Annotated in this window: 14 protein-coding genes and 2 pseudogenes; 9 read left to right on the forward strand and 7 right to left on the reverse strand. The window is 70.2% G+C overall.

What is annotated here, in order from left to right; all coding sequences use genetic code 11:
- Nucleotides 1-95 precede the first annotated feature (95 nt).
- From H7K62_RS07560 to H7K62_RS07580, 5 genes are all read right to left on the reverse strand, one after another.
- Entirely contained in the window at nucleotides 96-1286 is a 1191-nt protein-coding gene (locus H7K62_RS07560; RefSeq protein ID WP_186717319.1) for a glycosyl hydrolase, read from the reverse strand.
- A 290-nt stretch (nucleotides 1287-1576) separates the two neighbouring features.
- Complete coding sequence (locus tag H7K62_RS07565; RefSeq protein ID WP_186717320.1) at nucleotides 1577-2347, reverse strand: SDR family NAD(P)-dependent oxidoreductase; 771 nt, start codon at nucleotides 2345-2347, stop codon at nucleotides 1577-1579.
- Between the two features lie 75 nt (nucleotides 2348-2422).
- Nucleotides 2423-3832, reverse strand: coding sequence for a phytoene desaturase family protein (locus H7K62_RS07570; protein ID WP_186717321.1), 1410 nt, complete (start codon nucleotides 3830-3832; stop codon nucleotides 2423-2425).
- Nucleotides 3829-5703 carry a DUF3556 domain-containing protein gene (locus H7K62_RS07575; protein WP_186717322.1) on the reverse strand — a complete coding sequence of 625 codons (1875 nt, stop codon included), beginning with the start codon at nucleotides 5701-5703 and terminating at the stop codon, nucleotides 3829-3831. Before H7K62_RS07575 ends, H7K62_RS07570 begins: the two co-directional genes overlap by 4 nt.
- 387 nt (nucleotides 5704-6090) lie before the next feature.
- Entirely contained in the window at nucleotides 6091-7362 is a 1272-nt protein-coding gene (locus H7K62_RS07580; RefSeq protein ID WP_186717323.1) for a PucR family transcriptional regulator, read from the reverse strand.
- A gap of 209 nt (nucleotides 7363-7571) precedes the next feature.
- Between H7K62_RS07580 and H7K62_RS07585 the strand changes: the two genes are divergently transcribed.
- From H7K62_RS07585 to H7K62_RS07605, 5 genes are all read left to right on the forward strand, one after another.
- Nucleotides 7572-9101, forward strand: a complete 1530-nt coding sequence (locus H7K62_RS07585) for a class I adenylate-forming enzyme family protein (protein ID WP_222437227.1) — start codon at nucleotides 7572-7574, stop codon at nucleotides 9099-9101.
- Between the two features lie 64 nt (nucleotides 9102-9165).
- The gene (locus tag H7K62_RS07590) at nucleotides 9166-9825 is read left to right on the forward strand and encodes a TetR/AcrR family transcriptional regulator (protein ID WP_222437228.1); all 660 of its coding nucleotides are present in this window, start codon (nucleotides 9166-9168) and stop codon (nucleotides 9823-9825) included.
- A gap of 66 nt (nucleotides 9826-9891) precedes the next feature.
- Nucleotides 9892-11100 carry an acyl-CoA dehydrogenase family protein gene (locus tag H7K62_RS07595; protein WP_186717538.1) on the forward strand — a complete coding sequence of 403 codons (1209 nt, stop codon included), beginning with the start codon at nucleotides 9892-9894 and terminating at the stop codon, nucleotides 11098-11100.
- 546 nt (nucleotides 11101-11646) lie between these two features.
- Nucleotides 11647-12945, forward strand: a complete 1299-nt coding sequence (locus tag H7K62_RS07600; RefSeq protein WP_186717324.1) for a hypothetical protein — start codon at nucleotides 11647-11649, stop codon at nucleotides 12943-12945.
- A gap of 286 nt (nucleotides 12946-13231) precedes the next feature.
- Nucleotides 13232-13384 (forward strand): recombinase family protein, encoded by a 153-nt coding sequence (locus H7K62_RS07605; protein ID WP_186717325.1) that lies wholly within the window; start codon nucleotides 13232-13234, stop codon nucleotides 13382-13384.
- Here the strand turns inward: H7K62_RS07605 and H7K62_RS07610 are convergent.
- Nucleotides 13370-14378, reverse strand: a protein-coding gene (locus H7K62_RS07610; RefSeq protein ID WP_370591661.1) for an IS5 family transposase whose coding sequence is annotated in 2 segments (ribosomal slippage) — nucleotides 13370-13933 and nucleotides 13935-14378 — 1008 coding nt in all. Because the reading frame shifts where the segments join, the coding sequence is not laid out codon by codon here. The genes H7K62_RS07605 and H7K62_RS07610 overlap by 15 nt on opposite strands.
- Nucleotides 14379-14413: 35 nt before the next feature.
- Here H7K62_RS07610 and H7K62_RS23650 point away from each other — a divergent pair.
- From H7K62_RS23650 to H7K62_RS07630, 4 genes and pseudogenes are all read left to right on the forward strand, one after another.
- Nucleotides 14414-14491: pseudogene (locus tag H7K62_RS23650) on the forward strand (recombinase family protein); the annotation flags it as partial.
- Between the two features lie 142 nt (nucleotides 14492-14633).
- Nucleotides 14634-15529: pseudogene (locus H7K62_RS07620) on the forward strand (transposase family protein).
- Nucleotides 15530-15575: 46 nt separating this feature from the next.
- Nucleotides 15576-15896, forward strand: coding sequence for a recombinase family protein (locus H7K62_RS07625; protein ID WP_370591662.1), 321 nt, complete (start codon nucleotides 15576-15578; stop codon nucleotides 15894-15896).
- Between the two features lie 75 nt (nucleotides 15897-15971).
- Nucleotides 15972-16769 carry a DUF6414 family protein gene (locus H7K62_RS07630; RefSeq protein WP_186717326.1) on the forward strand — a complete coding sequence of 266 codons (798 nt, stop codon included), beginning with the start codon at nucleotides 15972-15974 and terminating at the stop codon, nucleotides 16767-16769.
- A gap of 767 nt (nucleotides 16770-17536) precedes the next feature.
- Here the strand turns inward: H7K62_RS07630 and ychF are convergent.
- Nucleotides 17537-18622, reverse strand: coding sequence for a redox-regulated ATPase YchF (ychF, locus tag H7K62_RS07635; protein WP_186717327.1), 1086 nt, complete (start codon nucleotides 18620-18622; stop codon nucleotides 17537-17539).
- Between the last annotated feature and the right edge of the window lie 14 nt (nucleotides 18623-18636).

The raw sequence follows: 18636 nt of genomic DNA on the forward strand, positions 1-18636 counted from the left end.
CCTCGACCACGAGCGCCCTCTGCACCCGTCATCGAGGTCATCGGAGCGCGGAGCGTCTGTCTTGAGGGCGACAGCGCTCCGCGCCGGTGGGGCCGTCAGGCGGAGGGGTTCCCCCAGCGCAGGCTGGTGTAGGCCTTCTCCGACTCGGGCATCCGCGTCTGGGGGCTGATGAGCAGGAACTTGCCGTTGGCACCCTGCATGTCCACGTTGAACTGCACCTCGTAGAGGACCTCGCCAGGCCCGGTGCCGCCGTTGCGGGAGAAGAACTCGTGCATCTTCTGCACGAACACGGGGTGGTCGCCCTCGTCCGCGTTCCCGGACCACTCGGACACGGCCAGGGGCAGGCCCACCTCCTTGGCGAAGTCGAGGTGGCCCTGCAGGCCCTTGGGACCGCCGAACGGGTCCTTGAGGGTCATCGCGGCGTCCCACTCCTCGGCGGTGTCGACCGCCGGGAACTGGTTGTAGTAGTCGACGCCCATGACGTCCACCTGCCCCTGGCCGGGGTAGAGGTCTCGCCAGTCGTACCCGCTCTGCACCGACTCGCGGTTGAAGCAGAGCACGAGCTTGGACGCGGGGAACACCTGCTGCTGGATCGCCCGGTAGCGGCCCCAGGCGGTCTTGAACGCGTCGACGTCGCTGGCGACCACCTTCCAGCGGTACCAGTTGCCGTTCATCTCGTGGGCGAACCGGATGTAGCAGGTGGCCTGCCTGCTCCCCCAGACGTCCCGCAGCAGGGTGAGGGACTGCCGCCAGCGGTCGTCGTAGGCGCCGGCGGCGGCCTCGGCCCAGCTCTCGCCCTCGTCGTCCATGTCGATGGCACCAAGGGAGACGTCCAGCGGCTTGTCCCAGCCGTCGAACTCCTCGCCGGGCTGGAGCGTGTACAGCTTCAGCATCGCCTCGTTGTTGTCGAACCAGGTGGCCGAGACCCCCACCTCGGTGCCGCGGGCCGCCGCGTACGAGCCGTCGGCCACGCCCTCCCCGGAGGCACCGGAGATCCACTGGCGCGGCGTGAAGGCCGTCGTGGCGCTCGTCGACGGCGCGGTCGACGGCGTGCCGCCACCACCGGGTGACGCCGCCCCACCGCCCGTGCGCAGGGCTACCCAGGTGGCCAGGCCGCCGGCGGCGACCACGCCCGCAGCGGTGCCCAGGACGGTGCGCCGGCTCGGCCCGGTGCGCTTCGGCGCAGCGTGCTGCGGGCCCTCGGCGCCCGGCTCCTGGTCCGGCTCCTGGACCTGCTGCGACGCGGAGGCCCTCGGCCCCTGCGGTGCTGACGGCTGATCGGCCATCGATGACCCCCCTCGGATCGTGAGATCAGGTGACCACACGGACCTGGGAGCGGCAACGCCGCAGGTGGGGGTCACCCCCCGCACGGGCGATCCGGTGCCCCCGACCGGCCCCGGCGGAGTCTCCGCCGGGGCCGCCGGGCACCCGCGAGGCGGCTGCCTGACGCCGACGCTGCTCAGGAGGCCTCAGCCGCGAGCGACCGCGCCGGCACCTGCACCGGCACCGCAGCGGCAGCGCTGGTCGGGACGACGGCCGCCGCGCCCGTGGGACACCCGGGCGGTGCGGCCACGGGTCACAGCAGGGAGCTCGTCAGGCCACCGTCCAGGACGAGGCCGGCGCCGGTGACCCATGACGCGTCGGCGTCCGAGGACAGGTAGACGGCGGCCGACACGAGGTCCTCCACAGCTCCCATCCGTCCCTGCTTCTGCTCGAGCACCGAGTGGAAGCCCCCCTCGGGAAGGCCGAGGAGCTCCTCGAACTCCGGCGCTGCGCGGGTGACCAGCTCGGTGCCGATGAAGCCGGGGACCAGCGCGTTGACGCGGACGCCGTGGGAGCGGAGCTCCACGGCTGCGGTCTTGGTCAGGTTCAGCACCCCGGCCTTGGCAGCGGCGTAGTGGGCGATGAGGGGAGACCCCGTGGTCGCCGTCACGGAGGACAGCGTGAGCACCGACCCGCCGCCGGAGGCGGCCACCGCCTCGCCTCCGTACCTGACGGTGAGGAACACCCCGTCCAGGTTGACGCTGGTCACGGCGCGCCACGCCGCGAGGTCCATGCCGAGCAGGGGCACCGGAGCTCCGACCCCGGCGTTGGCGACCACGACGTGCACTCCTCCGTGGCGCTGGGCGACCGTGGCGAAGAGCGAGCGCACCTGCTCCTCGTCGCGCACGTCGGCGCCGAGGGCGTCGACGGCTCCGATGCGGTCGGCGGTGGCGCGAGCGGCGGTCTCGTCGAGGTCGGAGACCACGACCCTCGCGCCCTCGGCGACGAACCGCTCGGCGATGGCGGCTCCGATGCCTCGGGCGGATCCGGTGATGACGGCGACGCGGTCGGACAGCACAGCCACGGTGGTGCTCCTCGGTGTGGTGGGACGGGGCGTGGGGTGGGGTGGGTGGTCGAGGGCTGGGCCGGCACCGGCGCTTCAGAGGCGCGACAGGGCTCTCAGCGCTGCGAGGTGGCCTCCGACGCCGTGGGCGCCAGGACCCGGGGGGACGGCGGCCGAGCACAGGTAGATGCCGCGCGCGCCGGTGTCGTACGGGCTCGAGCCGGCCCGGGGTCCCAGCAGCAGCTGGTCGGCCCGCTTGTGGCCGGTGACGATGTCGCCGCCCACGAAGTTGGGGTTGTCGGCGGCGATCTGGCGCGTAGGGCGCGAGACGACCGCCAGGAGCCGCTCCCGCAGCCCCGGCGCGTAGCGCTCGAGCTGGGCGAGCACCGCCTCGGTGGCGTCGCCGTCGTACCCGGCCGGGACGTGGGCGTAGCAGTCGATCGGGACCACGCTCCCCTTCGCCCGGCCGGGGTCGGCCAGGTGCTGCTGGCCCAGCAGCACGAACGGGCGCCGCGGCATGCGCCCGCGCGCGACCTCGCGCTCCGCAGCGGCGGTCTGCTCGAAGCTGCCCGAGACGTGCACCGTGCCGGCGCGCCTGGCGGGCTCGTAGCTCCACGGGATGCCGCCGTCGACGGCGAGGGCCAGCTGGAACGCTGCTGCGCCGTGGCGGAACCGGCGGTAGGCGCGGACAGTGCGCTCCGGCAGCAGGCTGCCCGCGATGTCAGCGGCCCCGCCGGGCGAGGTGTCGAGCAGCAGCGCGTCGAACCGGCCCAGGTCGCGCACGTCCCGGACGCGGGTGCCGGTGACCACCGTCCCACCGCGCTGCTCCAGCAGCCGGACGAGGGCCGCCGTGATCTGCCCCGACCCTCCCACGGCCACGGGCCAGCCGAACCGGTGGGCGGCTGCCCCCAGCGAGACGCCGATCGCTGACGACAGCGGCAGGGAGAACGCGGTGAAGCCGTGGGCGGCCAGGCCGCCCCACAGCGCCCGGGCCTCGCGGGTGCGGAACAGGTGCGCGGTGAGCGCCGCGGGCGCTGGGGCGCGCAGGCCCAGGCGAGCCAGGTGCAGGGGGTGCCGGGGCAGGTGCAGCAGGGGCTGGAGGAACTCCTCGCTGATGGTGTCGAAGTCCTCCACCACCGGGCCGAGGAACCGCTGCCAGCGGCGGGCGTCGTCCCCCAGCCCCGCGGCGGTCTCCGGCACGGAGCGCACAGCGGCCGCTCCTGATCCGCCGTCCAGCGGGTGGGCGTACTGCACCTGCGGCCAGGCCCACCGCAGCCCCGCCGCCTGGAGGTCGAAGGCCTTGGCGAAGACCGAGGAGGTGGCGAAGGGGTGGAACCCGGAGCACTCGTCGTGCAGCAGCCCGGGCAGGGTCAGCTCCGCTGACCGCGCCCCGCCGCCGGGGGTGTCGGCGGCCTCGTAGACCACGACCTCCACCCCCGCATCGGCCAGGGTGAGGGCGGCAGCGAGCCCGTTGGGCCCGCTGCCCACCACCACGGCTCTGCTCATGCGCTGGCCTTGCGCCTCTCGCGCTGCTCCGGCTGGCGCACGTCGAGCGTCCGGGGGGTCTGCCGGGGCGCCGGGCCCGGCTCGGGCTGCTCCCGCCGCCACGTCACCTGGGTGGGGATGGGGCCGTCGGGCAGCCAGGGCTGGGTGGTCACCGCGTCCTGGACGCGCCAGGTGCCTTCCTCGATGACGCCGAGTGCGGCGTCGATGACCTTGTACTGCTGCGTCCCGCGGTGGATCGGCTGGGACTCCACCCACGCCACGACCAGCTCACCGGGTGCGAAGCTGCAGCGGCGCTGCACCGCCTCGATGAGCCGGTGGTTGTGGAGGTGGCCGTCACCGAAGTTGAAGCCGATGATCGAGTTGCAGGTGAACTCCCCCTCGCGGACGGTCGCGCGGTCGACGTCAGGGACGTGCCGGAGCAGCAGGGAGAACAGCCCGCGGCCCTGGCTGTGCATCGAGCGCCAGGCGATCGTCTGCTGCATGGTGATCTCGGCGACGGCGGAGGGGTAGCCGAGGGACTCCAGCTGGCGCACCTGGTTGCGGGTGGGGCGCACCAGGGCGTCCAGCTTGTCCTCGCAGCCGGGCGCGAACGCCCACAGCGAGGCCGCCCAGTTGCCGGCGTACTGGCGCATCGCGGGGGTGAAGGCGACCAGGTCAGGGCGCAGGTTGCCCAGCACGGGGAAGAAGAAGAGGCAGGCCAGGGCGCCGACCACCAGCCACGGGCTGCTGGCGTCGCCCAGGCCGAAGCCCTGCCACGCCGGGAACCCGAGGAAGAGCACGACGGCCGCCCAGCCGAACAGCAGGTTCCACTCCAGGGGGACCGCCAGCGGGAACATCGAGATGATCACGGAGTGCAGGCCCACCAGGACGATGACGCCCAGGAGGGTGAGCAACGGGTCGTGGGAGAGCAGCAGCACCACGGGCACGCCGATCTCGACCACCGTTCCCAGCCCGTGGGCGATCGACCTGGCCAGCCAGGACGGGCGCAGGTCGTGAGGTGCGTCGCGGTAGTGCAGCCGCTTGACCGCCGTGCCGGGGATGCAGGGGTTGTTGGAGACCATCGGAGGGATGACGTTCTCGAAGTGGCGGCCGAGCTTGGAGCAGCCGGCGGCGATCCACACCGAGGCCACCGCCAGCTTCAGCAGGACGACCAGGTCGACGACGGCGTTCCCTCCGCTCCCCCCGAGGACGGGCACCAGCGCGAAGGCGACCAGAGCCGGTGCGTACTGCTCGGTCCGTGCGGCGATGAAGATCGTCTTGTCGCGCAGGCCCAGCAGGGCCACGAGCACCAGCGGCGGCACCGCGAGGGCCGGGTCGACCAGGCCGGAGGTGTTCCCCGGCAGGGCGGCGTCCAGTCCGGGCACCGGCACCCCGGGCAGCACCACGGGCACCAGCAGGGAGACCAGCAGCGCGGCGTACAGGACGACGTCGAGCACGGTGCGCTCATCACCCGCGGTCCCGGGAACCCGGTGCGGCCACGGGGGCATCCGCACCGTGCGGGGGCGGAGCCAGAAGAGGATCCCGCCGGTCATGGGCTTGAACTTGCCCGCGATCGGACCCCAGGACCCGGCGACGCCCACCGCCTCCAGCAGCATGGTCCAGAAGATGAGCTTCTGGTACACGACCAGCTCGTCCCACCACGAGGTCACGGCCCAGGGGGCGCCCACGCCCGAGGTGAGCGTCACGAGGGTCAGCCCGACCCCGAGGTAGAGCACCGCGAGCTTCACCACGTAGGTGGCGGGGATGATCTTGGGTGAGCCGAAGCCGTGGTCGACCCAGTGGAGCGCCAGGGCGCGGACGCGCTCCATGAGGGGACGGTCGAGGAAGGTCTCGACGTCCACGGGAGGGAAGTTCCCAGTCTTGAACCCCATCGTCGCGGTTCCTCTCTCGCTCTCCGTGGTCGCCTTCCGGACTTCCGTCCTCCGTGCGACGGCTTTTCTCACCCTGAAGAAGTCGGCGAATTCCCCGGGGGGTCACCACGACCCGTTCCGGGAATTCGCGTGAGCTGATGACGCCACCACCACGGTGCGCCTCAGCGGAATTCGCAGCAGTGCGTGGGACCGGCGCGCTCCGTGACATCCGCGGACTTCTCGGAGAGCGACGGCGCACATCCGGGTCGACCGAGCCCACCCCGCTGCTTCGACGGGTGGTGGCCTCGTGGGGAGGACGCTACGGGCGCTCCACCTCCGCGCCCTACGTCGGCGGAAGCCGAACATCCGCGTCGCCTTCGTCCTGGGAGGACGAAGGCGGCGTGCGCGTCAGGGAGCTTCCGGTGCCCCGTCGTCCAGCACCGCGGCTCCCATCATCGAGGCCAGGACGAGCGCCACCTCCAGGTCGAAGCGGCCGTCCGTGACCGGCCGGCCCAGCGCCCGCTCCGCCGAGGCGACCCGGTACTTGATCGAGTTGGGGTGCATCGAGGTGCTCTGGGCGGTGGCCGTGAAGGACCTGTCGTGCTGCAGGAAGACCAGGAGCGCGTCTCGGTGGCGCTGGGTGGCCTCACCGGGGCCGGCGAGCCCCCCGAGCTGGTGCCGCACCCAGGACCGAGCCGCGGGCACGTCCGCCGCGAGCAGACCCGCGAGGGCCGCCCCGGGCTGGTCGTGGGCGACCACCTGCCTGCCCGGCCGTCGGCGCAGCTGGGCCAGGCGCTGCAGGGCCCGCGCCTCGAGGTGGCTGGTGCGGAAGCCATCGAGCCCCCGGTGCACCCCGCCCAGGGCCAGCGAGAGCCCCTCCGGGGCGGCCGAGAGGAGCTCCCGCCACCACTCCCGCGGGCGCGGTGGGCCGTCCGGCAGGTGGAACCACACCCAGGACGTCGTCTCGTCGTGCTCCACCACCAGGGGCGGCTGGGAGGAGCGGAAGCGTCCGGCCAGGCGCCTGAGCTGGGGCGACGCCGACAGCAGGACGTCGTGGCGGTCGGCCCACACGACGGCGGCGACGTGGTCCCCCCGCAGGCGGTAGCCCAGGGCGGCCTCGGCCGCTGCGGCGTCGACCTCCTGCTCCGCCAGCAGCCGTCGCACCACCGACTCCCTGCCCGTGCGCTGGGAGGTCAGCCACGCGTCGCGCTCGGCCTCGTAGACGGTGGTCACCCGTTCGGAGATCCAGTCGATGTAGGTGAACATCCGCTCGGTGAGCACCTCGTAGGCCCGGTCGCGGGTCCCCGGCGACCCCTCGGCGTTGCCCACCTGGAACGCGCGGCGCAGGAGCAGCTGGTGCCCGAGGCGGTACGCCCGCAGCAGCGCGCTGATGGGCACGCCCCGCTGGGCCAGGCGGCGGGCGTACTCGACGGCGGCCGTCGGAGGCTCGAAGCCGTCGCGTCCGATGTCGTGCACCAGCGCGTGGAGGATCGTGTCGACGTTGCCCTCGATGCTGGCGCCCAGGAGGTCGACGAGCACCGGGTCGCCGTCCAGCCCCTGGACCTGCTCGACCAGGGCCGTGCGCATCTGGCGGACGAGGTCCGCCAGTTGTCCGTTGAGGACGGTACCGATGCGGACGACGAGGTCGTGGCTCGACGTCGCGGCGCTGCTCTCGGACACCGTCGAAGGGTAGGTGCCGCGCACGAGCCCCCCGTGGCGGCACACCGGTGCCGGTCCGGCTCCCGGTGTCGCCGTGGAGTCGGCGCGCGCACGCGGCACTTCCGGCGCGGAGCCGGTCTCGACTTCCTCGGGGCCTTTTATCCGCCGAAATCCGGGGAGGCCGAGAAGGGGGTTTGACAACAAGGCCCCGATGGCCCGAACCTCTGCCCGTGAGCACCGAAGGCGCTGCCTCGACGACGTTCATCCGCACTGCCGCCGACATCCCGGCGGCACGGGCTTTCGACGACCCGGGCGGCGCGTGCCTGGTCGACAGCGAGCGTCGTCTCGACAACCGCGCCCTCGCCGCAGCCGTGGCCCACACCTCGGGTCACCTCTCACGTCTGGGCGTCGGTCCCGGTGACGTGGTGGCGGTCGCCCTGCACAACCGCATCGAGCTGGTGGTGACGATGTTCGCCGCGTGGTGGTGCGGGGCCGCCCTGACACCCGTCAACCCGGTGCTCACCGACACGGAGGTGGCGCACCAGCTGCAGGACTCACGAGCGCGGGTGCTCGTCGGCGACGAGCGGGGCGCTGCCCTCGCCAGCGCCAGCGGCATCGACTTCCTCAGCGTGGCTGACGTCATCCCTGCTGGTGACCCCGGGGCCAGCGCCTGGGCTGACGCCCCCGGCGGAGAGGGGGCGGCGGAGCAGGACGCGGCGTTCGTCATCTACACCTCCGGGACGACGGGACGCCCCAAGGGCTGCGTGCTGACGCACGCCAACGTCGACGCCATGGCCACCGCCATCGTCAGGCACCTGCGGCTGGACCCGACCGACCGCAGCCTGCTCGTGCTCCCCCTCTTCCACGTGAACGGCCTCCTGGTGGGCGTGCTGTCGCCACTGCTCGCGGGAGGCAGCGTGGTGGTGGCCCCCCGCTTCCAGCCGACGACGTTCTGGGACCTGGTGGAGTGGGAGCGCCCCACCTACTTCTCGGCCGTCCCCACGATGTACGCCCTGGTGGAGGCGCACACCACGCGTCCCGTCGACACCTCCTCGCTGCGCTTCGCGATCTGCGGTGCCGCGCCCGCACCGGCCGAGCTCATCACCAGGTTCGAGGAGCGGTTCGGCGTGGTGCTGCTCGAGGGCTACGGCCTGTCGGAGTGCAGCGTCGCCGCGACCATCAACCCCCTGGACGGTCCCCGCAAGCCCGGCACCGTGGGACCGGCGCTGCCCGGTGTCGAGGTCGTCGTGGCGGCGCCTGACGGCACGCACCTGCCTCCGGGTGAGGTCGGGCAGGTGCTCGTCCGAGGGGCCACGGTGATGCGCGGCTACCTGGGCCGCCCGGAGGAGACCGCCGAGGTGCTCGTGGACGGCTGGCTGCAGACCGGGGACGTGGGACGGCTCGACGACGACGGCTACCTGACGCTGGTCGACAGGCTCAAGGACATGATCATCAGGGGTGGGGAGAACATCTACCCCAAGGAGATCGAGCAGGTGCTCTACGAGCACCCTGCGGTGCTCGAGGCAGCGGTGGTCGGGGTTCAGGACGCGACCTACGGCGAGGTGCCGGTGGCGCACGTCGCCCTGCGCCCCGGGAACGAGGACGTCGACGGCGAGGTGCTCCGCCAGCACTGCGCCGAGCACCTCGCCAGGTACAAGGTGCCCACCGAGGTGCTCCTGCACCCCAGCCTCCCCAAGAACTCCGTGGGCAAGCTCGTCAAGGGGACCCTGCGCTCCGGTCCGCACCAGCCGCTCCGCTGAGGAGCGGGCGGTCGCGGGGCTCGCGCCCGACTGCCCCGCGCTCCCGGCGCCGTAGCCTCACCTGGTGTCGTCCGAGGTCGAGCCCACCCCCTCGCCCATGGCGGCGGCCGTCGCCGTCTTCGCCCGGCGCGGTTACGACGAGGCCTCCGTGGAGGACATCGCCGAGGCGGCGGGCATCAGCCGCAGCACCTTCTTCCGCAGGTACCGGTCCAAGGAGGAGGTCGTCTTCTCCGACCACGAGCTGCTCCTGCAGCAGGTGCAGGAGCAGCTCGCGGCCTCCGCCGCCTCCCGTGCCGACGCGGTGGAGGCGGTCTGCGCGGCAGCGGTCGCGGTCTTCGACCACCACGTCGGGCTGGGCGAGGTCTCGCGGGCCAGGTACCGCCTGGTGCGCGCCCATCCGGTGCTGCGCGACCGGGAGCTGGTCATGGCCCACCGCTACGAGGTGCTCTTCGCGCGCCACCTGGCGGGTGCGGTCGAGGACCGCGACGTCGCGCGGAGCTGCGCGGCCGCGGTCGTGACGGTGCACAACCTGGCGCTGCGCACCTGGCTGGAGGACGGCGCCGGCGCGCACGCCGATCCGGCCTCGCTGCTGGAGCGGCTGCGACGGGTGAGCGGACTGCTGACGGTCCCCCGGTCCGGGCGCAGGCGCGTGGTGGTCCTCGGCGTGGAGGGCGAGGAGAGCGCCGACCAGATCGCCGAGGTCGTGCGCCGCGCGCTGCGGTGACGCCACCCCTGGAACTGAGTACCATCGGTCTGGTACTCAGTCCCACGAGGGGAGCCAGTGGTGGAGATGACGACGACGACGCGGTCTTCCGAGGGCGACTACGGACTGCGCGAGCCGCTGGACCCCGACTTCGCGGGGGTGCTCACCCACCTGCCCGAGGCTGACGAGGCCCACCGGCGCAGGGCGCGCACCTTCGTCCAGGACGAGGTCCTCCCCGTCATCGATGACTTCTGGGACCGCGCCGACTACCCCCTCCACCTCCTGCGACGCCTCGGCGAGCTGGACCTGCTGCGTGACGGTCTCGGCGTCCCCGGCGCGCCGCCGGTGTCGGACCTGGCCGCCGGGCTCGTCCACCTGGAGCTGGCACGCGGGGACGGGTCGGTCGCGACGATGCTCGCGGTGCAGGGTGGTCTCGCGATGCGCTCGATCGCCCTGCTGGGCTCGGACGAGCAGCGCGAGCGCTGGCTCGGGCCCCTGGCGCGCGGAGAGCTCCTGGGCGCCTTCGCCCTGACCGAGCCCGCCCACGGGTCGGACTCGGTGTCCCTGGAGACCCGGGCCACCCGCGTGCCCGGCGGGTACCTGCTCGACGGGGAGAAGAAGTGGATCGGCAACGGCTCCGCCGGTGGCGTCACCGTCGTGTGGGCCCGCGGGGACGACGACCAGGTCCACGGCTACGTCGTCCCGCAGGAGTCTCCCGGGTACGAGGCCACCACGATCACGGGCAAGGTCTCCCAGCGCGCCATCTGGCAGGCCCACATCCACCTCGACGGCGTGTTCGTCCCCAACGAGTGCGCGCTGCCCGGAGCCCGCAGCTTCCGGGACACCTCCCGGGTGCTGCAGGCCACCCGGCTGGGCGTGGCGTGGGACGCGCTGGGTCACGCCACCGCCTGCTACGAGGCGTCGGTGCACTACGCCAGGACCCGCACCCAGTTCGGCCGTCCGCTGGGCGCCTCGCAGCTGGTGCAGGAGCGCCTGGCCCGGGCTGCCTCCGACCTCACGTCCCTGCAGTCGCTGCTGGTCGCCTTCACAGCGCTCCAGGCCAGTGGCCAGCTGACCGGCCCGCAGGCCTCGATGGCCAAGTACACCGCCACGCGCACCGCGCGCCGGATGGCTGCTGACGCCCGTGACCTCCTGGGCGGCAACGGCATCCTCCTCGAGCACCGGGTGGCGCGGCACTTCGCCGACGTCGAGGCGATCCACACCTACGAGGGCACCGAGTCGGTGCAGGCGCTGATCCTCGGACGCGCGATCACAGGCCTGTCCGCCTTCGCCTGACGCCGGCCCGAGGCCGCTGCCGGGGAGGCGCGCAGGCCGCCCCCCGGTCCACGGGGTCCGCACGTGGTCCGCGGGACAGCCGGGAGGCGGCCGACGCCACCCGCCGTCACGGATCGGTGACGCCCCCGCAGCTCAGCGACCTGCCGGACCACCACGCCGCCGGTCGAGGACCCCCGCTAGACGTTGAAGCGGAACTTCGATGGCCTCACAGCCTGCCAGCAGAGATCCCGCCTGCTGGCTACCTGACTTGAAGGATCGTCCAGTGAAGGCTGATGAAGGTTGATGAGCCGAAGTGCCTGCGACGAGGACTCCGTGAGGACACGACAAGGACACGGCCTCGCGTTACAAGACACGACCGACGGTGAGTGCGTCTCGCGCTCGAGGGCGGTGATGCCCCCTCCCCCAGGGGCTGCGCCAGCCCGTGGAGGACGCGCCGGTCGGACACAGGCCTCTCGACTAGCACGGCAGGTCCCTAACCAGCAAGCAGCCCTCCCGCAGTGCGTCGCACAGAGCCGAGGTCACGTGACTACGGGTAATCTGGCCCGGATGGGCACGGAGTGGCTGATGAATCCCGTCGTGCCGGTCGTTCTAACGCTGATTTTTCCAGTATTTGCGGCAGTGGCCATTGTTTTTGCATTCTACATCTTCGGCTTGCCTATCGTAGAGCATCCCTTTCGAACGGCTGCCATTACCACACTGGTTCTCAGTGCTTTGCTCATAACCATCGGAGGGCTGACAGGATTCACCCTGGAGGCTTTATATGGAAATGCTCTTGCGGTGGCGGGTTTCGGATCCGCTGCCGCATACCAGGTGAGAAGAGGTCGTCATTTTGGGGAGCGCGCAAAGTGGCGCGCCTCATTGTGCGTAGCTTGCGGCCTCTCGGTACTGATGGGGGTGTGGCTATGGCTATCCACAAGCACCCCCTGGTTACCTCACGGAGGCATAATCGTCGCCACTTCGTCAGTGACTCTCGGGTCGTCCGTGCTATTGGCTAGGCGCGCCATCAATCGCGATGTCTCCAGGCTTATGGAGCTGGAGGCCGAGAGACTCATAAAGGAAGCCGACGCCACCAAACGGGCACAAGCGGCAGCTGCTGAAGCAGCGCGTAAGGAAGCTGAAGCAGCCGCATCCCTCGCAGCGCACAATGAACGGGTGCAAGCGCAGCAGAAGCGCCATGCGCAGATTGTTGCACTAGAAGAAACCGAGGAAGCCGCGGTGAGATCAGCCGAGCTTCGAGTCGATCCACAGACCTTGGTCAAATTGGACAGCGTAACCTTAGACCAACTATGGAGTCAGAGCAATGGGATACCCGAGCATCGCGTCCACCTAGCAGAGATGGCCAGCCGTCGCGGCATGGACCCCGCGGAACTGATGCCAAGCGTCCGCCGATTGCAAGCTGCGGACTATCTTCGACTCATCGACCGCAAGGCCCTGGAGGGTCCATACAAGAAGGAAGCATGGGACTATGAGGTGGCACTGACGCGCAAGGGGCGCAAGAAGGTCGAAAAGCGACACAGTCAGCGAGAGGTGCGTGAGGAGCCGGTGAATTACTTTTATGGAGATGTTTACGGCAGTGCAGGAACCAATAATAATCCAATCAATATCAATCTAGGCGAAGGCCGAGTACCTAAGCAGCTAATCCAAGCTATCCGAAACCTACAGGTCGACGTTCCAAGCGCGGATGTCGAAAAGCTGGATCAGGGATTAGAGGTGCTAAGTAATCAAGAAGCAGTGGTCGATCGCCGGAGAGGCCTCGACAAAATTCTCGATGTCGCTGAACGGGCTGGAAAGGTGGGTGAACCGCTCGCCCGCATCGTCACAGATATAATCAAGAGCATGACCTAATTTATGTCTTTTCGCGGCGCATCCTGTCGACCTCCTGACGCGGTCCGCCTCGATCCTCTGCCTCACTAAGGAGACACCTCAGCCTTCGAGCCAGCTAGTCCGCCGCATCCGCCGTGGTGACTCGCTGGACGATGAGTCTTCGTCGCATCTCAGTAACCTCACTGACTCGCGGTTCCAGGACAACACAAGCGGGACGACTTATGAGACAACTGCGAGCGACTGTCCGGCGACATAGATGGGGCAGTGGCCCTTGTCTCACATACACATGATTCTCGACACTGTGTCCATGGCACTCCTGGGGTACGCCCGGACCAGCACCGACCGCCAGACGACAGCGCTTCAGCTCGACGCGCTCAACGCGGCGGGCTGCATCCGGATCTGGGAAGACACTGGACTGTCGGGGTCGACTACCTCGCGACCGCAACTAGGGCGTGTCTGACGGATCTCGCCTAGCGAGGTCCCTCAGCCAGATCCTCAGCGCTGCCACCGCGACCGTGCCGGCGAAGATGTACCCGCGCTTGTCCGTCCGCATCGCGAACGCCCGGTTGTCCTTGAGCTTGCTGAAGGTCCGCTCCACCACGTTGCGGCCCTTGTAGCGCTCGGCATCGAAGACGTACGGACGACCACCACGTGAGCCCCGCTTCCTGCGGTGCCCGGCCTGGTCATCAGAAACCGGGATCGTTGCGGTGATGTGACGACGGCGCAGGTCAGCACGCAGCGGCCGGCTGGAGTAGGCCTTGTCACCCAGCACCCGGTCCGGCCTGGTCCGTGGGCGTCCGCACCCGCGCCGGGCGATGCGAAGCCGGCCCATCAACACCGGGTACGCCAGGGTGTCCCCGCGCTGCCCCGGACTGACCGCAGCGACCAGCGGCCGGCATCGGGCGTCGGCGAGCAGGTGCACCTTGCTGCTCAGACCGCCGCGGGAGCGGCCCAGCCCTTCGCGGTCGCGGCTGGCTTGGCGCCGGGCGCCGTCAAGGTCGAGGTGACCGTTGTTGACCCCCCGATCGCCCCCGTTCTCGGGGGCTGGGTGGGACCTGCGCGGCCAGGCGCTCGGGTGGGACGTCGCGGGGTGGCTCACCGCGAGCACCTGCGGCGTCGTGGTGGGCACGCATGATCGAGGAGTCGATGGACACCGCCCACTCACCTTCTTCGGCGGTGAGGTCCAGGTCGCACTCGGTGCGCAGCGCGTCCAGGAATTTATCCCAGGTGCCGTCGGCTGACCAGCGTCGATGGCGGTCGTAGACGGTCTGCCAGGGGCCGTAGGCGGCGGGTAGGTCCCGCCAGGGACGGCCGGTGCGCACCCGCCAGATCACTCCGTCGATGACGGGGCGGTGGTCGGCCCAGAGGCCACCGCGGCGTGGGGTGCGGTCAGGCAGAAGTGGTTCGAGCAGGCGCCACTGGGCGTCGGGGAGGTCATGGCGGTCAGCTGCCATGCCCGGGTAGTACCCACAACGCAGCGTGATCGCTCAGACACGCCCTAGACGCAGCACTCGATCACCTGCGTGAGGGAGACGTCCTGGTGGTCTGGCGACTCGACCGCCTGGGGGGTCCTTGCGCCACCTCATTGAGCCTTTCTCAGTAGCACGTCGACGGTGACGCTCGGTGAGGGCTCCCAGACAGGGTGAAGCAGGACCCCGGAAGATCACACGGCCCTCTCACAAGCCGGCTTCTTCCCCCGCAGTCCTGCCGTGGCCGATCCTGTCACCTACACCGCCACCCTCCCCATCAGCCGCCCGACGGTGGAACGCATCGCGGTCCTCCTGCACGAGCACCGCCGCGCGCTACGCACCCGCAGCCGGCGCCGCTCGCTGGGCTGCTTCACACAGGCCGTGCTCTTCTGCCGATGGATGCTGCACGCCACCCGCGTCCGCCAGCTCGCCGCCGACCACCACCTGTCCCTGAGCACTGCCTATCGCTACCTCGCTGAAGTCCTCGACGTCCTCGCCGAGCAGGCGCCAGGTCTGCGCGGGGCCCTGCTGGCCGCGAAGATCGCCGGCTACCCGTACGTGATGCTCGACGGCACCCTCATCCCCACCGGCCGCTGCTCCGCGCCGTCGACAGCCCGGCCCCACCCAGGGTGTCGATCTGTGGTGGTCCGGCAAGCACCACCGCCCGGTCGATGGCACGGCGGGAACATCCAGGTCCTCAGTTGATCGACACCGCTCCTGATGGGTGGCCGATCTGGGTCTCACCGGTGCGCCCGGGTCGCGAGCATGACGTCACCTGCGCGCGCACCCACCCCGACCTGCTCGACGCCGTCGACGCCTTCAGCGTCGACGGGAGGTTCGTCCTGGCGGATCTGGGCTACGAAGGCGAGGACATCCGGCTGGCCACGCCGTACAAACAGAAGACCGTCCCCAAGCGGAAGGGCTCGACCAAACGCAAGAAGCTGCCGCTGAGCGAGGCGCAGAAGGTCATCAACACCCTGCACGCCCGGTTGCGGTCACGCGCCGAGCAGGGCAACGCCCGGTTGAAGGTGACCTTCGAGGCGCTGCGTCACGTCAGCGTGGACCCCTGGCGCATTGGGGCCATCGCGGCCGCTGCTCTCGTGCTGCTGCACTGGGAGCACAACCGCACCACGTGACCGAACGTCACCGCCGAGTCGCTACTGAGAAGGGCTCATTGACGTAGTGCAGGAGCTTGAGAGTCGCGGTGTTGGGTTCCGGTCGCTGACGGAGAACATCGACACCACCACGGCCGGCGGCCGCTTGGTCGTCCACATGTTCGGCGCCATCGGAGATTTCGAGCGCGACCTCATCCGAGATCGCGTGAACGCGGGTCTCGCCGCAGCCCGAGCCCGTGGACGAGTAGGTGGCCGTCCGGCGGCCTTGACGGAGGCGCAAGCGCGCCAGGCGCGCGATCTCAAGGCTGCAGGCGAGTCGGTGGCATCCATCGCGACCACCCTCAAGGTGGGCCGCTCCACCCTGTACCGCTACCTGACGGTCGAGTGAGCTGGTGGGCGCCCCACGGTCAGCGGCCGTCGTCGTTGGCGACCTGCTGTCAGTGGTCGCTGCTCTAATCATCTTGTGCTGCGAAACTTCCTGTACCTGAACACTGCCACCTTGGATGGCTACGTCAGTGCCATCGAGGACGGCCTCAGATCTGAGATCGAGCGGGAGAGCGGTAGATCGCGGGACCGGAAGGCCGGCGCCGACGTCAAGGTCGTCACTGGGGAGCTGGGGAGCGGAACGAGCGAGTCGAACCGCACTAGGGGTGCCGACACACCCGCCGCACGCTTCTCGCGTCTTCTCGCAGCCGCAGCCGATCGACCCGAGGAACTGGGGTGGATCGAAGTCGTGCAGCCCGAGGTAGATCTCGATGAGGTGGGGCTGGGAGCCATGCTGCACGGCGAGGCCGATTTCTACATCCCTCAACTTGTGCAGCTCATGTCACAGTCGCAAGGAGGTATCGCCGATGCCCTGGACCAGCTGGAGTCGCTGGAGCCCTTCGCGGAGGCTTTCGGGCTCGACACGGCCGACCTGCCAAGCAAGAAGCAGCGGAAAGGTATGCGCGCCTTCACCGCTGCCATGAAGACCGATCTCGTGACCGTCGGTGAGTTCGACGACTCTGCGTGGAAAGTGGCGGGCCAACTCGTCGCAGCACATCAGCAGTCGCCCATCGATGGTCCAGCACGCTTCGTCGGGAAGGTTTCCAAGATCTGGCCGGCTGGCGAGGGCCGTCCGCTCCTCGCTCTGCCGGGCAGCACGCTGTTGCCGCGGGCCAAGAGGCGCGAACTGGAGCGTCAGCGCCCGAGCGATCCTGACGATGACTCTTTCCTGATGGGGCCCGCGGTCATGCTGGACATGCTCGCGATCTGGCGGTGAAGCACGTCAGCACTCTCTCGATGGAGCTTAAGGGTCCATACCCAAGGCGGTGGCCTGTTGGCGCGCTCTGCGAGGCTGATGTCGTGAACGGTAGGTGGCGATCCCGGCGCTACGGCTAGTCAAACGCACCCCAGTGCGCCGCTTGTCCAGCGTGTCCGATGGCCCTGTGCCCATCTCGCAACCCAGCCATCAACGCCTGCTGCGGAGTGACGCCCATGCGATGACCGGGAAACCTGGCGAAAGGCCTGCCTCAGGGTGAGCAACCGCTGATGCTGTTGAGGTGCGCCTGTTCCAGATGTCAACTCAGAGCGGCGATGCCGTGCGCAACGCCCAGCTCGCATTGGACTCCCCACGCAGAGCTTGACTCCTGCGGTAAGCGATCTCGCGGCTTCGGGCGTCGTCGCGCCCCCACGTCTTCTGGGACATGCATGGGGCTTCAAGGACGGAACCGTCTTCACTCTCCAGGAGGCGCCCCAGCGGGGCGACATCGCGCTGCGCGTGGAACCTGGGCGGGTCCTGCGCCGCTTGTACGTCGTGCTCGCGGCGTTCCGCGACCGTCCCGACTTGGCCACCCGCGTGAACGGACAGCCTTGGCGTGCACCGAGCCCGGACGACTTTCGGCACACCGTCCTCTTCGAGGAGTTCAGCTTGATCAAGGAGCGCGACTACGACGATGCCATGCGCTCCTTCAAGTCGGACTTCAAGCACGGGACTCCTCAAGGACACGTCGAGCCCTCTCGCCCTCTGAGCTGCATCAACGTGCCCGACTACACGTTGAAGCGGAACTCCACCACGTCGCCGTCGGCCATGACGTACTCCTTGCCCTCGATGCGGGCCTTGCCGCTCTTGCGGGCCTCGGCCACCGAGCCGGCCTGGACGAGGTCGTCGAAGCCGATGACCTCGGCCTTGATGAACCCCTTCTGGAAGTCGGTGTGGATGACGCCGGCCGCCTCGGGCGCGGTGGCGCCGCGGCGGATGGTCCACGCGCGTGACTCCTTGGGCCCCGCCGTCAGGTAGGTCTGCAGGCCGAGGGTCTCGAAGCCGGCGCGCGCGAGGATGTCGAGCCCGGGCTCCTCCTGGCCGACGCTGGCCAGCAGCTCGGCGGCCTCGTCGTCGTCCAGCTCGGCCAGGTCTGCCTCGAGCTGGGCGTCGAGGAAGACGGCCTCGGCGGGGGCCACGAGGGCGGCCAGCTCGGCGCGGCGCGCCTCGTCGACGAGGCCGGCCTCGTCGACGTTGAAGACGAAGAGGAACGGCTTGGTGGTGAGCAGGCCGAGGGTGCGCAGCTGCTCGACGTCCACCCCGGCGGCCGCGGCGCCCGCGAAGAGGGTGGTCCCGGTGTCCAGCACGCCCTGGGCGGCGACCGCGGCGGCGAGCACCGCGGGGTCGGTCTTCTTGCCCTTGACCTCCTTCTCGAGGCGCGGCACCGCGCGCTCGAGGGTCTGCAGGTCGGCGAGCACCAGCTCGGTGGCGATGGTCTCGACGTCGGCCGCCGGGTCCACCTTCCCGTCGACGTGGACCACGTCGGGGTCGGCGAAGGCGCGGACCACCTGGCAGATCGCGTCGGCCTCGCGGATGTTGGCGAGGAACTTGTTGCCCAGGCCCTCCCCCTCGGACGCGCCGCGGACGATGCCGGCGATGTCGACGAAGGTCACCGTGGCGGGCACCGTGCGCTCGCTGCTGAAGACCTCCGCGAGCCGGTCCAGGCGCGGGTCGTTGAGCGGGACGACGCCCGTGTTGGGCTCGATGGTCGCGAACGGGTAGTTGGCCGCCAGCACCGAGTTCTTCGTGAGGGCGTTAAAGAGGGTGGACTTGCCGACGTTGGGCAGGCCGACGATGCCGATGGTGAGCGCCACGGGCAGGTGAGCCT

The sequence above is a fragment of the Quadrisphaera sp. RL12-1S genome (assembly GCF_014270065.1).
Taxonomy (GTDB): domain Bacteria; phylum Actinomycetota; class Actinomycetes; order Actinomycetales; family Quadrisphaeraceae; genus Quadrisphaera.